This is a genomic window from Streptomyces xanthophaeus, from assembly GCF_030440515.1.
Lineage (GTDB): Bacteria > Actinomycetota > Actinomycetes > Streptomycetales > Streptomycetaceae > Streptomyces > Streptomyces kutzneri.
In genome coordinates this window covers 5,448,536-5,462,399 of sequence record NZ_CP076543.1, presented here as the reverse complement: position 1 = coordinate 5,462,399, position 13,864 = coordinate 5,448,536, and the positions used below count along the sequence as shown (strand labels likewise).

Genomic DNA, 13,864 nt, shown 5'->3' with positions numbered 1-13,864 from the left:
CATCGTATCCAGCCGGACGCGCGCAGCGGGCGCGGTCGCGTCAGGACCAGCGGCCCGTACGGGCCAGCAGCACCGCCGTGGCCGCCGTCCCGGCCGTGGAGGTCCGCAGGACGGAACTGCCCAGGCGGTAGGGGTGCGCCCCCGCGGCGGCGAAGACGGCCAGCTCCTCCGGGGACACGCCGCCCTCCGGGCCGACCACCAGCACGACGGAACCGGCCTTCGGCAGCTCGGCCGTGGCCAGCGCCCCGGACGGGGTGTCGCGGTCCTCGTGGAGCACCATCGCCAGGTCGGCGCCGGCCAGCAGGGCCGCCACCTGCTTGGTGGACATGGCCTCGGCCACCTCCGGGAAGCGCACCCGGCGGGACTGCTTGCCCGCCTCCCGGGCCGTGGCACGCCACTTGGCGAGGGACTTGGCGCCGCGGTCGCCGCGCCACTGCGTGATGCAGCGCGAGGCCTGCCAGGGCACGATCGCGTCCACGCCGGTCTCGGTCATCGTCTCGACGGCCAGCTCGCCGCGGTCCCCCTTGGGCAGGGCCTGGACCACCGTGATCCGGACCTCGGGCTCCGGCTCCTCCGCGACGTTGTTCAGGTCCATGACGACCAGCCGGTCCTTGCCCTCGGCGGCCTTGACCACGCCCTCCGCCCAGTGGCCGCGCCCGTCCGTGAGGACCACGTCCTCGCCCGGGTTCAGGCGTTTCACGGACACCGCGTGCCGGCCCTCCGGGCCGTCCAGGACGAACTCCGGCCCCGCGGGGACCTCTTCCACCACGAACACCGGGGCGGTCATGACGCACTCCTCATCTGCATTGCCTTCAACGTGCTCTGTGCCTGGGCCAGTTCGGCCGCCAGCACCTCCACCAGCTCCCCCGCCGGCAGCGGTCGCGCCAGCCGGTGTCCCTGGCCCGCCCACAGGGCCATGCCCTGCGGGTCCCCGGCCGCGGCGGCGGCCTTGCGCAGCCCCGAGGTCAGGTGGTGGACCTGCGGGTACGCGGCCGGGGCGTACGGTCCGTGCTCGCGCATGAAGCGGTTGACCAGACCCCGTGCCGGCCGCCCGGAGAAGGCCCGGGTCAGCTCGGTGCGGGCGAACAGCGGGTCCGTCAGCGCCTTCTTGTGGACCGGGTCCGCACCCGACTCCGGGCAGGCCAGGAAGGCCGTCCCGAGCTGCGCCGACTCCGCGCCCGCCGCCAGCAGGGCCGCGATCTGCGAGCCCCGCATGATCCCGCCCGCCGCGATGATCGGGAGCGCCACGGCCTCCCGTACCTGCCCCACCAGAGCGAGGAGGCCCACGGTCGCCGTGCCGTCGATCTGCGGGTCGTCCCGGTGGGTGCCCTGGTGACCGCCGGCCTCGGCGCCCTGGACACAGACCGCGTCCGCTCCCGCGTGCTGGGCGCTGCGGGCCTCCTCGACGGAGGTCACCGTGACGACGGTGTACGTACCGGCCTTGCGCAGGGCCGCGAGGGCCGCGAAGGCGGGACAGCCGAAGGTGAACGAGACCACCGGGACCGGGTCTTCGAGGAGGATGGCGAGCTTGGCGTCGTAGCCGTCGTCGCTGGTGCCGATGATGTCCTCCTCGGCGAGCGAGATCTCGTACCAGCTCGCCTCACCGGCCAGCTGCCCGCGGTAGGCCTCCACGGCGGCCGGATCGACGTAACCGGTCTGCGGCATGAAGAGGTTGACACCGAAACGGCGCCGGGTCAGCGCGCGCACCTGCTTGATCTCCTGGTACATCCCGTCGGCGGTCTTGTAGCCGCCGGCCAGGAAGCCCAGCCCGCCCGCCTCGCACACGGCGGCGGCGAGCACGGGACAGGAGGCGCCGCCCGCCATGGGAGCCTGCACGATCGGGTACGGGGAGAGACCGTTCGGTGCCGAGGACATGGACTGCATCGTGCCACGTCCCGCGCATGGGGCCGAATCACGGCATTCGCCTGGCATAGTCCGCTTCCCGGCCGGCCTCCGGCCGCCACCGGGCCCATGTGACGAGCCCGGCCGGGGAATCCCCAGGCCGGGCTCGTGACGGTGGATCGCGGTCGGTCAGCGACCGTTGAAAGCGTCCTTCAGCCGGCTGAACAGACCCTGCTGACCCGGCGCGAACTGACCCATCGGCCGCTCCTCGCCGCGCAGCTTCGCCAGCTGGCGGAGCAGGTCCTCCTGCTGGGCGTCCAGCTTGCCCGGCGTGGTGACCTCGACGTGCACGATCAGGTCGCCGCGTCCGCCACCGCGCAGGTGGGTGACGCCGCGCCCGTGCAGCGGGATCGCCTGGCCGGACCCGGTGCCGGGCCGGATGTCGATCTCCTCCAGCCCGTCCAGCGTCTCCAGCGGGCACTTGGTGCCCAGTGCGGCCGCCGTCATCGGGATGGTGACCGTGCAGTGCAGGTCGTCCCCCCGCCGCTGGAAGGTCGGGTGCGCCAGCTCGTGGATCTCCACGTACAGGTCGCCGGCGGGGCCACCGCCGGGGCCGACCTCACCCTCGCCCGCGAGCTGGATCCGGGTGCCGTTCTCGACACCCGCCGGGATCTTGACCGTGAGGCTGCGGCGGGAGCGGACCCGGCCGTCGCCCGCGCACTCGTGGCACGGGGTCGGGACCACGGTGCCGAAGCCCTGGCACTGCGGGCAGGGGCGCGAGGTCATGACCTGGCCCAGGAAGGACCGGGTGACCTGCGAGACCTCACCGCGGCCGCGGCACATGTCACATGTCTGCGCCGAGGTGCCGGGAGCGGCGCCCTCACCGGAGCAGGTGTTGCAGACGACGGCCGTGTCGACCTGGATGTCCTTGGTCGTCCCGAAGGCCGCCTCGTCCAGCTCCAGGTCCAGACGGATCATCGCGTCCTGGCCGCGCCGGGTCCGCGAGCGCGGGCCGCGCTGCGAGGCCTGGCCGAAGAAGGCGTCCATGATGTCGGAGAAGTTGCCGAAGCCACCCGCTCCGAAGCCGCCCGCTCCGCCGCCGCCGCCCGAGGAGGACAGCGGGTCGCCGCCGAGGTCGTAGACCTGCTTCTTCTGCGGGTCCGAGAGCACCTCGTAGGCCGCGTTGATCTCCTTGAAGCGCTCCTGCGTCTTCGGATCCGGATTCACATCCGGGTGGAGTTCACGCGCGAGGCGCCGGAAGGCCTTCTTGATCTCGTCCTGCGATGCGTCGCGGCGCACGCCGAGAACGGCGTAGTAGTCCGTGGCCACTTACGACTCCGCCAGGATCTGTCCGACGTAACGTGCCACTGCGCGTACCGCTCCCATCGTTCCGGGGTAGTCCATGCGGGTCGGTCCGACCACGCCGAGTTTGGCGACTGCTTCGCCGCCCGAACCGTAACCGACCGAGACGACCGACGTGGAGTTCAGTCCCTCGTAGGCGTTCTCGTGCCCGATCCGTACGGCCATTCCCGACTCGTTGGCCTCGCCCAGCAGCTTGAGGAGCACGACCTGCTCCTCCAGCGCTTCGAGCACCGGCCTGATCGTCAGGGGAAAATCGTGTCCGAAGCGGGTGAGATTGGCGGTACCGCCGATCATCAGCCGCTCTTCGGCTTCCTCGACCAGGGTTTCGAGGAGGGTCCCGAGCACGGTGGAGACCGTGCCGCGGTCCTCGGCCTCGAAGGATTCGGGGAGGTCCTGGACGAGCGGGGGCACATCGGTGAAGCGGCGCCCGACGACCCGGCTGTTCAGCCGGGCCCGCAGGTCCGCCAGCGAGGTCTCCCCGAAGGGGCTCGGGCAGTCGATGAGCCGCTGCTCGACCCGCCCGGTGTCCGTGATCAGTACGAGCATCAGGCGCGCGGGAGCGAGCGAGAGCAGCTCCACGTGCCGGACGGTCGACCGGGTCAGGCTCGGGTACTGGACGACGGCGACCTGCCGGGTGAGCTGCGCGAGCAGCCGCACCGTGCGGCCGACCACGTCGTCGAGGTCGACTGCGCCGTCGAGGAAGTTCTGGATGGCCCGGCGCTCGGGCGACGACAGCGGTTTGACCCCCGCCAGCCTGTCGACGAAGAGCCGGTAGCCCTTGTCGGTGGGGATCCGGCCGGCGCTGGTGTGGGGCTGGGCGATGTAGCCCTCCTCCTCCAGCACGGCCATGTCGTTGCGCACGGTGGCGGGCGATACGCCGAGCCGGTGCCGCTCCGTGAGCGCCTTGGAGCCGACCGGCTCCTCCGTCCCGACGTAGTCCTGGACGATGGCGCGCAGCACTTCGAGTCTGCGTTCGCTGAGCATCGCGCACACCTCCAGCTGTGGTCCGTTGCCGTGTTCTGCCGTGATCGTTGGCACTCTGATCGTTCGAGTGCCAGAGAGCCCCCGCTCAGTGTACGGCCGGGCGGTAAGCCCCTGGCAAGGGAGGCCCGCCAGGGTAGCGTCGCCGTATGGACGTGCGTTGGGAAGAGTCCGGCTGGGAACGGCTGACGGGACGGGCCGGCCGGCGGCGGCTGCCGGTGTGGGACTGCACCGTGGGGCTGGTGGTGGGCGAGGATTCGGTCCTTCTGATCGACCCCGGCTCGTGTGTACGCGAGGGCGCGCAGGTACGGGCCGAGGCGGAGCGGCTGGCGGGCCGGCGCGTGACCCATATCGCATTCACGCACGGTCATTTCGATCACGTCCTGGGCGGATCCGCCTTCGCCGGGGCCGAGGTGTTCGGGGCGGTCGGGCTGGCCGCACTGCTGTCGGCGGGACGCGAGGACCTGCGCGGGGACGCGGTACGGCACGGGCTCGCGGAGGCGGAAGCGGCGGAGGCGGTGGACCTGCTGGTGTCGCCCGGGCACGCGGTGTCGGGCGAGTGGACGCTGGAACTGGGCGGCGTGCAGGTGCTGCTGGCGAATGTCGGACCCGGGCACACCGGGCACGACCTGGCCGTCTTCGTGCCCGGCGAGCGCGAGGTGGTCTTCTGCGGGGACCTGGTCGAGGAATCGGGCGAGCCCTCGGTGGGGCCGGACGCCCGGCCGGGGCAGTGGCCCGCGGCCCTGGACCGGCTGCTGTCGCTGGGCGGAGACGACGCACTGTACGTGCCGGGTCACGGAGCGGTGGTCGGGGCGGACTTCGTCCGTGCCCAACGCGCCACACTGGCGGCCCGTTTCGGCGTGTCGGAGGCGTGACGCGCGCGGCTCTCCTACTGTCGGCCGGATGCGCGAGTACTCCCCCGACCTGACCCCTCAGTGGAAGCGACCCAAGGCCGTGCCGGAGGTGGCGGCGGACCTGGACCTGGTGGTCGAGGTGGCCGGTACGGACTTCTGCGGCGCGGTGGTGGCCTGCGAGGCGGGCACGGTGACCCTGGAGGACCGCTTCGGCAAGCGGCGGGTGTTCCCGATGGAGCCGCGCGGCTTCCTGCTGGACGGCGACGTGGTCACCCTGGTCCGCCCCGCGCGCAGGCCCTCCGGGCCGCTCCTGACGGCTTCCGGCTCGCTGGCCGTGCCCGGGGCGCGGGCGCGGGTGGCGCGGGCCGGCCGGATCTACGTCGAGGGCCGGCACGACGCGGAGCTGGTGGAGCGGGTCTGGGGTGACGACCTGCGGATCGAGGGCGTGGTGGTGGAGTACCTGGAGGGCATCGACGACCTCCCGGCCGTCGTCGCCGACTTCGCCCCGGCCCCGGACGCCCGCCTCGGCGTCCTGGTGGACCACCTCGTCCCGGGTTCGAAGGAGTCCCGTATCGCGGCGTCGGTGACCTCGCCGGACGTCCTGATCGTGGGCCACCCGTACGTGGACGTCTGGCAGGCGGTGAAACCGTCCGCGCTGGGCATCCCCGCGTGGCCGGTGGTCCCGCCCGGCCAGGACTGGAAGACGGGCGTCTGCCGGGCCCTGGGCTGGCCTGAGAACACGGGCGCCGCCTGGCAGCACATCCTGTCCAAGGTCACCTCGTACCGCGACCTGGAACCGACCCTCCTGGGCTCGGTGGAACACCTGATCGACCACGTCACGACCTGACCACCCCCGCGGGCGTCCGAGGCACCGCCTCCAGCCCCGCCGGCGTCCGAGGCGCCCTCTTCAGCCCCGCCGGCTCCCTCCCAGCCCCGCCGGCGTTTGAGGCGATCTTTCAGCCCCGCCGGCGTTTGAGGCGCGGGGGTCCGGGGGCGGCGCCCCCGGCAACGGCGCCGCGGGCCGGTCAGTCCACCAGGTCCCGCACCACCGCATCGGCCAGCAGCCGCCCGCGCAGCGTCAGCACGGCCCGCCCCGCCTCGTACGGCCCCGCGTCCAGCAGCCCGTCCGCCAGGGCCTTGCGGGAGGCGGCGAGCCCGGCCGGAGCCAGCAGCGACAACGGCACCCCGTCCACCAGCCGGAGCTCCAGCAGGATCCGCTCCACCCGCCGGTCCTCCTCGGAGAGGAGCTCCCGTCCCGCCCCGGGCGACCGCCCCTCCGCCAGCGCCGCGGCGTACGCGCCCGGGTGCTTCACGTTCCACCACCGCACCCCGCCCACGTGCGAGTGCGCACCCGGTCCCGCGCCCCACCAGTCGGCGCCGCGCCAGTACAGCTCGTTGTGCAGGCAGCGCCCGGCCTCCGAGGTGGCCCAGTTGGAGACCTCGTACCAGGAGTACCCGGCCTCGGCCATGACCGAGTCCGCGATCAGGTACCGGTCGGCGTGGACGTCGTCGTCCGTCATCGGGACCTCGCCGCGGCGGATCCGCCGCGCCAGCTGCGTGCCCTCCTCGACGATCAGCGCGTAGGCGCTGATGTGGTCCGGCCCGGCGCCCAGCGCCGCCGAGAGGGTCGCCCGCCAGTCCTCGTCCGACTCCCCGGGCGTGCCGTAGATCAGGTCGAGGTTGACGTGCTCGAAGCCCGCCGCCCGCGCCTCCGCGACGCACGCCTCGGGGCGCCCCGGCGTGTGGGTGCGGTCGAGCACCTTCAGGACGTGCTGCTTGGCGCTCTGCATGCCGAAGGAGACCCGGTTGAACCCCCCGGCGCGCAGCTCGGCCAGGTACTTCGGGTCCACCGACTCCGGATTGGCCTCCGTGGTGATCTCGGCGTCCTCGGCCAGGCCGAATTCGTCCCGGATCGCCGCGAGCATGCGTACGAGGTCGGCGGCGGGCAGCAGCGTGGGCGTGCCGCCGCCGACGAAGACGGTCCGGACCTCGCGCGGGTCGTCGCCGAGCACCTTGCGCGCCAGCCTGACCTCGTCGATCAGGGTGTCGGCGTAGTTCTCCCGGGAGGCGAGCACGCCGCCGGTGCCCCGCAGCTCGGTGGCCGTGTAGGTGTTGAAGTCGCAGTAACCGCAGCGCGTGGCGCAGTAGGGGACGTGCAGGTAGAAGCCGAGCGGCCGCTCCCCCGCGCCCGCCAGGGCATGCGACGGCAGCGCGCCGTCTTCGGGCATGGGTTCACCGTCGGGGAGTGCGGAAGGCATGCCCCCATCATCCCGCACGGGAACAGCCCCGCCGGCGTCCGAGGCGCGGGGTCCGGGGCGGAGCCACGGGGAAAAGGGCCCGGCGGGGCGGTCCGACGCCCCGCCCCGCCGGGCCCGCGGCAGGCGTTACGCCTCGCGGGACCCCTCGTACATCTCCTCGATCAGGTGCTTGAACTCACGCTCGACCACCGGCCGCTTCAGCTTCAGGCTGGGCGTGAGGTCGCCGTGCTCGACGTCGAGGTCGCGCGGCAGCAGCCGGAACTTCTTGACCGTCTGCCAGCGCTGCAGGCCCTCGTTCAGGGTCTGTACGTAGGTCTCGATCAGGCGGTTGGTCTCCGGCGCCGCCAGGACCTCTCCGTACGTCTTGCCCTCCAGCCCGTTCTCGGCCGCCCAGGTCAGGATCGACGGCTCGTCGAGGGCGATCAGCGCCGAGCAGAAGTTCCGGTCGGCGCCGTGCACGACGATCGTCGACACGTACGGGCAGATCGCCTTGAACTGGCCCTCGATCTCCGCCGGGGCGACGTACTTGCCGCCCGAGGTCTTGATCAGGTCCTTCTTGCGGTCGGTGATGCGCAGGTAGCCGTCGGCCGACAGCTCGCCGATGTCGCCCGTGTGCAGCCAGCCGTCGGACTCCAGGACCTCGGCGGTCTTGTCCGGCTGCCGGTGGTAGCCCTGCATGATGCCGGGGCCGCGCAGCAGGACCTCGCCGTCGTCGGCGATGCGGACCTCGGTACCGGGGAGCGGCTTGCCGACCGTGCCGGTGCGGTAGGCCTCGCCCGGGTTGACGAAGGAGGCCGCGCTGGACTCGGTCAGGCCGTAGCCCTCCAGGATGTGGACGCCCGCGCCGGAGAAGAAGAAGCCGATCTCGGGGGCCAGGGCGGAGGCGCCGGAGACGGCGGCGCGCAGCTTCCCGCCGAAGGCCTCGCGGAGCTTGGAGTAGACGAGCGCGTCGGCGATCTTGTGCTTGGTGGTGAGGCCGAAGGGGGCGGTCGCCTGGCCGGTGCGGCGGAAGTTGTCCTGCGTGACCTTCGCGTACTCGCGGGCGACGCCGGCCGACCACTTGAAGATCTTGTACTTGGCTCCGCCGGCGGCGCGGGCCTTGGCGGCCACGCCGTTGTAGACCTTCTCGAAGATGCGCGGAACGGCGGCCATGTACGTCGGCTGCACGATCGGCAGGTTCTCGATGATCTTGTCGATCCGGCCGTCGACGGCGGTCACGTGCCCGGCCTCGATCTGCCCGGAGGTCAGCACCTTGCCGAAGACGTGGGCCAGCGGCAGCCAGAGGTACTGGACGTCCTCCTTGCCGATCAGCCCGGTGGCGACCATGGCCTTGGCCAGGTACGACCAGTTGTCGTGCAGCAGCCGGACGCCCTTGGGGCGGCCGGTGGTGCCGGAGGTGTAGATGAGGGTGGCGAGCTGGTCGGAGGTGATGGCCCCCACCCGCTCCTTGACCGCCTCGGGGTGCTTGACGAGGTACTCCTTGCCGCGCGCCTCCAGCTCGGCGAGCGAGAGCACCCAGCCCTCGGGGTCTCCTTCGGCGGCGACCGCGTCGTCGGCGTCCAGGACCACGACGTGGGCGAGGTTCGGCAGGTCGGCGCGGCGCTCGCGCGCCTTCGCCAGCTGCTTCGCGTCCTCGGCGATGAGCACCCGGCTCTCGGAGTCCGAGAGGATGAACGCCGACTCGTCCGCGTTGGTGCTGGGGTAAATGGTGGTGACCGCACCGCCGGCGCACATCACGCCGAGGTCGGAGAGGATCCACTCGACCCGGGTGTTGGAGGCGAGCGCGACGCGCTCCTCCGTCTGCACGCCGAGAGCGATCAGCCCGGCGGCGATGGCGAACACCCGCTCGGCCGCCTGGCCCCAGCTGAGTGATTTCCAGTCGTCGGCGCCGCCCTGTCCGCCGGCCGCCGGCACCGGGTACCGGTAGGCCTCGTCGTCGGGCGTCGCTGCGACGCGCTCAAGGAAGAGCACCGCCACGGTGGGCGGGCGGTTCTCGAGATAGGTCTGTGTGTCGCTCACGACATCCTCCGGACCGATCCACGCGGTAGTGCGTGGGCGTGGGGCGCTGGGGGGCGCTGGGGACTGGCGGGTATGCAGCCATTGACTTTTTAAACTGGCGAGTAACCGTCGAGCAGTGATCAGACTAGAGCGCGACCGGCGCGTGCGTAAGAGCCCCCGAGCGGCCGCTTCATAACGAAACAGGCCCCCGCACCTGAGTGCGGGGGCCTGTCTGCGTCGGTGACGGGCGGGGCTGCTACTTCTTCTTGCCGCCGGACTCGTCGCTGGAGAGGACGGCGATGAAGGCCTCCTGCGGGACCTCCACGGAGCCGACCATCTTCATCCGCTTCTTGCCTTCCTTCTGCTTCTCCAGCAGCTTCCGCTTACGGGAGATGTCACCGCCGTAGCACTTGGCGAGGACGTCCTTGCGGATGGCGCGGATGGTCTCGCGGGCGATGACGCGGGAGCCGATCGCGGCCTGGATCGGCACCTCGAAGGCCTGCCGCGGGATGAGCTCGCGCAGCTTGGCGACGAGGCGCACGCCGTAGGCGTAGGCGGCGTCCTTGTGCGTGACGGCGGAGAAGGCGTCGACCTTGTCGCCGTGCAGCAGGATGTCGACCTTGACCAGGCTGCCGGACTGCTCGCCCGTGGGTTCGTAGTCCAGGGAGGCGTAGCCGCGCGTCTTGGACTTCAGCTGGTCGAAGAAGTCGAAGACGATCTCCGCGAGCGGGAGGGTGTAGCGGATCTCGACCCGGTCCTCGGAGAGGTAGTCCATGCCGAGGAGGGTGCCGCGGCGCTGCTGGCACAGCTCCATGATCGCGCCGATGAACTCGGTGGGCGCGAGCACGGTGGCCCGGACGACCGGCTCGAACACGTCCGAGATCTTGCCCTCGGGGAACTCGCTCGGGTTGGTGACGGTGACTTCCTTGCCGTCCTCCATGACCACCCGGTAGACCACGTTGGGCGCGGTGGCGATCAGGTCGAGGCCGAACTCGCGCTCCAGGCGCTCACGGACCACGTCCAGGTGGAGCAGGCCGAGGAAGCCGACGCGGAAGCCGAAGCCGAGCGCCGCCGAGGTCTCCGGCTCGTAGACGAGCGCGGCATCGTTGAGCTGCAGCTTGTCCAGGGCCTCGCGCAGGTCCGGGTAGTCCGAGCCGTCGAGCGGGTAGAGGCCCGAGAAGACCATCGGCCGCGGGTCCTTGTAGCCGCCGAGGGCCTCGGTGGCGCCGTTGTGCAGGCTGGTGATGGTGTCACCGACCTTGGACTGACGGACGTCCTTCACGCCGGTGATGATGTAGCCCACCTCGCCGACGCCGATGCCGTCGGACGGGGTCATCTCCGGGGAGGAGACACCGATCTCCAGCAGCTCGTGGGTGGCGCCGGTGGACATCATCCGGATGCGCTCGCGCTTGTTCAGCTGCCCGTCGACCACACGGACGTACGTGACGACGCCGCGGTACGAGTCGTAGACGGAGTCGAAGATCATGGCGCGGGCCGGGGCGTCCTTGACGCCGACCGGGGCCGGGACCGTGGCGACGACCTTGTCGAGCAGCGCCTCGACACCGAGACCGGTCTTCGCCGAGACGCGCAGCACGTCCTCGGGCTGGCAGCCGATGAGGTTCGCGAGCTCCTCGGCGAACTTCTCCGGCTGGGCGGCCGGCAGGTCGATCTTGTTCAGGACGGGGACGATCGCGAGGTCGTTCTCCATCGCCAGGTACAGGTTGGCGAGGGTCTGCGCCTCGATGCCCTGGGCGGCGTCCACCAGGAGGACGGTGCCCTCGCACGCGGCGAGGGAGCGCGAGACCTCGTAGGTGAAGTCGACGTGCCCGGGGGTGTCGATCATGTTGAGGATGTGGGTGTTGCCCTGACCCTCGCCCGTCGTGGGCGCCCAGGGCAGCCGGACCGCCTGGGACTTGATCGTGATGCCGCGCTCACGCTCGATGTCCATGCGGTCGAGGTACTGGGCGCGCATCTGCCGCTGGTCGACCACACCGGTGATCTGGAGCATCCGGTCGGCAAGGGTCGACTTGCCGTGGTCGATGTGCGCGATGATGCAGAAGTTGCGGATCAGCGCCGAGTCGGTACGGCTCGGCTCGGGCACGTGGCTGGGGATCGCGGGCACGCAGTGTCCTGGTTCTCGGTCGCAGTCGGAAGCATTTGCGGAGCGTCGGTCGGAGCGAAAGTCCGGCTCCCGTCGCTGTCGGCGGCGCGATGTCGGATCTGTACGCAGGCTCCCATGGTCCCATGGACGGGGCAGTGCGCTCGGTTTGGGCCGCCCCTAGCGTGCCTGGTAGCCTGGGCAGCTGTGTCTCGTATGCCCTCTCAGCAGGGGGTCCCCCCGGACGAAGTCTGGGGGAGGGACACAATCCGAAGATCAAACTCTGAACCTGAAAAGGCTCTTTCGTGGCGAACATCAAGTCCCAGATCAAGCGGAACAAGACGAACGAGAAGGCGCGCCTGCGTAACAAGGCCGTCAAGTCCTCGCTCAAGACCGCGATCCGCAAGGCCCGCGAGGCCGTCGTCGCCGGTGACGTCGAGAAGGCCACCGTGGCTTCTCGCGCTGCCGCGCGTGCGCTCGACAAGGCTGTCTCGAAGGGTGTCATCCACAAGAACGCCGCCGCCAACAAGAAGTCGGCGCTGGCCACCAAGGTTGCCTCCCTGCAGGGCTGAGCTCCCTGATGTGATCGCCGGAAGGGACCCAGTGGGCCCTCTCTCCCGCTCCTGACCGGCACCCCGCTCCGCACACGAAGCGTTCGCCACGCGGGTGCGGTGCAACCAGAAGTAACCGAAGGCCCCGGCCTCCGCCCTTCCCCAGGGCGGTGGCCGGGGCCTTCGTGCTGCCCGGTGTGCCGCACCGGGGCCTGCTCAGTCGTAGATGTCCTGAGGCGGTACGCGGCGCGGCAGGGGCCGGCGCCAGTCGCCCGCGCGGGCGACGAGGATCCGGCGGGCCAGGGTGCGCACCTCGCTCCAGACCGGCTCCGCGGCCAGGGACCCGGCCCACAGGCCGGCGCGGCCGAGGACGTCCGCCTCGGCCAGGAGCCGGCCGATGGACCGGAGGTCCTGGAGGGCCTCCGGCGCGAGGCTCCCCCGCTCCGCCATCCCCTCGGCCAGGTGGAGGACGAAGCCGACGTCGTCGGCGAGAGGTGCGCTCTTCACTCCGTGCTCGGCGGCCCAGGCCAGCTGATCCGGGGCATCGGCGGCGAGAACGCCCAGCAGCCTCGCGACCCAGCGCTCCCAGTACTCGGTATCGGCGCTCACGCGGGACGTCCGCTAACGGCGCTGGGGACGGGCCGCGCGGGCCACCGCGACGACGGCCTTCTCCAGGGCGTACTCGGGATCGTCGCCGCCGCCCTTGACCCCGGCATCGGCCGCGGCCACGGCGCGCAGGGCGTCCGAGACCCCGTCCGCCGACCAGCCGCGCATCTGCTGGCGGACCCGGTCGATCTTCCACGGGGGCATGCCCAGGTCCCGGGCGAGGTCGCCGGGGCGGGCTCCGCGCGGGGCGGAGGCGAGCTTGCCGATCGCGCGGACCGCCTGGGCCAGAGCACTGGTGATCAGGACCGGCGCCACCCCGGTGGACAGGGACCAGCGCAGGGCCTCCAGGGCCTCGGCCGCACGCCCCTCGACCGCCCGGTCGGCGACCGTGAAGCTGGATGCCTCGGCCCGGCCGGTGTAGTAGCGGGCGACGACGGCCTCGTCGATGGTGCCCTCGACGTCGGCGCACAGCTGCGCGGCGGCGCTCGCCAGCTCCCGCAGGTCGCTGCCGATCGCGTCCACCAGGCTCTGGCAGGCCTCCGGGGTCGCCGACCGGCCGAGCGTGCGGAATTCGCCCCGCACGAAGGACAGCCGGTCCGCGGCCTTCGTCATCTTCGGGCAGGCGATCTCCCGCGCGCCCGCCTTGCGCGCGGCGTCCAGCAGACCCTTGCCCTTGGCCCCGCCCGCGTGGAGCAGGACCAGGATGATCTCCTCGTAGGGCGCGGCGAGGTAGGCCTTGACCTCCTTGACCGAGTCCGCGGACAGGTCCTGCGCGTTGCGCACGACCAGCACCTTGCGCTCGGAGAAGAGCGAGGGGCTCGTCAGCTCGGCGAGCGTGCCGGGCTGGAGCTGCTCGGAGGCGAGGTCGCGGACATCCGTGTCGGCGTCGGCGGCACGGGCGGCCGTCACCACCTCGCGCACGGCACGGTCGAGCAGCAGCTCCTCCTGCCCCACCGCGAGGGTGAGCGGGGCAAGCGGATCGTCGGTGGAGTTCTTCCTGGTGGCCATCGGCTCCAGCATCCCACGCCGCACTGACAGCCCCCCGCCCTGCGTGCCCGAGAATGGTCGCGTGAATGTGCGACATGTACTCGTCCTGCCCGACCGCGACGCCGCCGAGGAGGTGGCCCAGGAGGCTGCCGACCGCTTCGGCCTCCCGGAGGAGCCGCAGTTGATCCGCGACGCGCTGGCCGGCGAGGACGACGCCGAGGACGCCCAGTGGCTGGTGGTCGTCGAGGATCCGCAGGAACGGCTCGACACCACCTCGCTGGACGACCTCGCCGCCGAGTACGAGGGCTGGCTGGAAGCCCCGTAGGG

The 13,864-nt window shown here is 71.7% G+C and carries 13 protein-coding genes; 4 read left to right on the top strand and 9 right to left on the bottom strand.

Annotated features, from left to right (window positions below):
* Window positions 1-40: 40 nt before the first annotated feature.
* From KO717_RS24240 to hrcA, 4 genes are all read right to left on the bottom strand, one after another.
* Window positions 41-787 carry a 16S rRNA (uracil(1498)-N(3))-methyltransferase gene (locus KO717_RS24240; protein WP_301371241.1) on the bottom strand — a complete coding sequence of 249 codons (747 nt, stop codon included), beginning with the start codon at window positions 785-787 and terminating at the stop codon, window positions 41-43.
* The gene (locus KO717_RS24235; protein WP_301371239.1) at window positions 784-1,875 is read right to left on the bottom strand and encodes a nitronate monooxygenase; all 1,092 of its coding nucleotides are present in this window, start codon (window positions 1,873-1,875) and stop codon (window positions 784-786) included. The genes KO717_RS24240 and KO717_RS24235 overlap by 4 nt, the downstream gene beginning before the upstream one ends.
* A gap of 156 nt (window positions 1,876-2,031) precedes the next feature.
* Entirely contained in the window at window positions 2,032-3,171 is a 1,140-nt protein-coding gene (gene dnaJ, locus KO717_RS24230) for a molecular chaperone DnaJ (RefSeq protein WP_030010180.1), read from the bottom strand.
* The gene (gene hrcA, locus KO717_RS24225; protein WP_301371237.1) at window positions 3,172-4,188 is read right to left on the bottom strand and encodes a heat-inducible transcriptional repressor HrcA; all 1,017 of its coding nucleotides are present in this window, start codon (window positions 4,186-4,188) and stop codon (window positions 3,172-3,174) included.
* Window positions 4,189-4,334: 146 nt separating this feature from the next.
* On the opposite strand from hrcA, the gene KO717_RS24220 reads away from it, so the two are divergent.
* Together KO717_RS24220 and KO717_RS24215 are read left to right on the top strand one after the other, a co-directional pair.
* Window positions 4,335-5,060 carry an MBL fold metallo-hydrolase gene (locus KO717_RS24220; RefSeq protein ID WP_301371235.1) on the top strand — a complete coding sequence of 242 codons (726 nt, stop codon included), beginning with the start codon at window positions 4,335-4,337 and terminating at the stop codon, window positions 5,058-5,060.
* A gap of 28 nt (window positions 5,061-5,088) precedes the next feature.
* Window positions 5,089-5,886 (top strand): DUF3097 domain-containing protein, encoded by a 798-nt coding sequence (locus KO717_RS24215; protein ID WP_301371233.1) that lies wholly within the window; start codon window positions 5,089-5,091, stop codon window positions 5,884-5,886.
* 178 nt (window positions 5,887-6,064) lie between these two features.
* Here KO717_RS24215 and hemW read toward each other — a convergent pair whose 3' ends face one another.
* The 3 genes from hemW to lepA form a co-directional block, all read right to left on the bottom strand.
* Window positions 6,065-7,297, bottom strand: a complete 1,233-nt coding sequence (gene hemW, locus KO717_RS24210; RefSeq protein WP_301371232.1) for a radical SAM family heme chaperone HemW — start codon at window positions 7,295-7,297, stop codon at window positions 6,065-6,067.
* A gap of 126 nt (window positions 7,298-7,423) precedes the next feature.
* Window positions 7,424-9,316, bottom strand: coding sequence for an AMP-dependent synthetase/ligase (locus tag KO717_RS24205; RefSeq protein ID WP_301371229.1), 1,893 nt, complete (start codon window positions 9,314-9,316; stop codon window positions 7,424-7,426).
* Between the two features lie 235 nt (window positions 9,317-9,551).
* A complete protein-coding gene (lepA, locus tag KO717_RS24200; RefSeq protein WP_030384650.1) occupies window positions 9,552-11,417 on the bottom strand; it encodes a translation elongation factor 4 in 1,866 nt (621 codons plus the stop codon).
* 281 nt (window positions 11,418-11,698) lie between these two features.
* Between lepA and rpsT the strand changes: the two genes are divergently transcribed.
* Complete coding sequence (gene rpsT, locus KO717_RS24195) at window positions 11,699-11,965, top strand: 30S ribosomal protein S20 (protein WP_030384651.1); 267 nt, start codon at window positions 11,699-11,701, stop codon at window positions 11,963-11,965.
* 195 nt (window positions 11,966-12,160) lie between these two features.
* Here rpsT and KO717_RS24190 read toward each other — a convergent pair whose 3' ends face one another.
* On the bottom strand, window positions 12,161-12,553 hold the full coding sequence (locus KO717_RS24190) for a hypothetical protein (protein ID WP_301371227.1): 393 nt from the start codon (window positions 12,551-12,553) through the stop codon (window positions 12,161-12,163).
* Window positions 12,554-12,565: 12 nt separating this feature from the next.
* A complete protein-coding gene (holA, locus tag KO717_RS24185) occupies window positions 12,566-13,558 on the bottom strand; it encodes a DNA polymerase III subunit delta (RefSeq protein ID WP_301371226.1) in 993 nt (330 codons plus the stop codon).
* A gap of 61 nt (window positions 13,559-13,619) precedes the next feature.
* Here holA and KO717_RS24180 point away from each other — a divergent pair, with 61 nt between their 5' ends.
* Window positions 13,620-13,862, top strand: a complete 243-nt coding sequence (locus KO717_RS24180) for a hypothetical protein (RefSeq protein WP_301371225.1) — start codon at window positions 13,620-13,622, stop codon at window positions 13,860-13,862.
* Window positions 13,863-13,864: the final 2 nt, after the last annotated feature.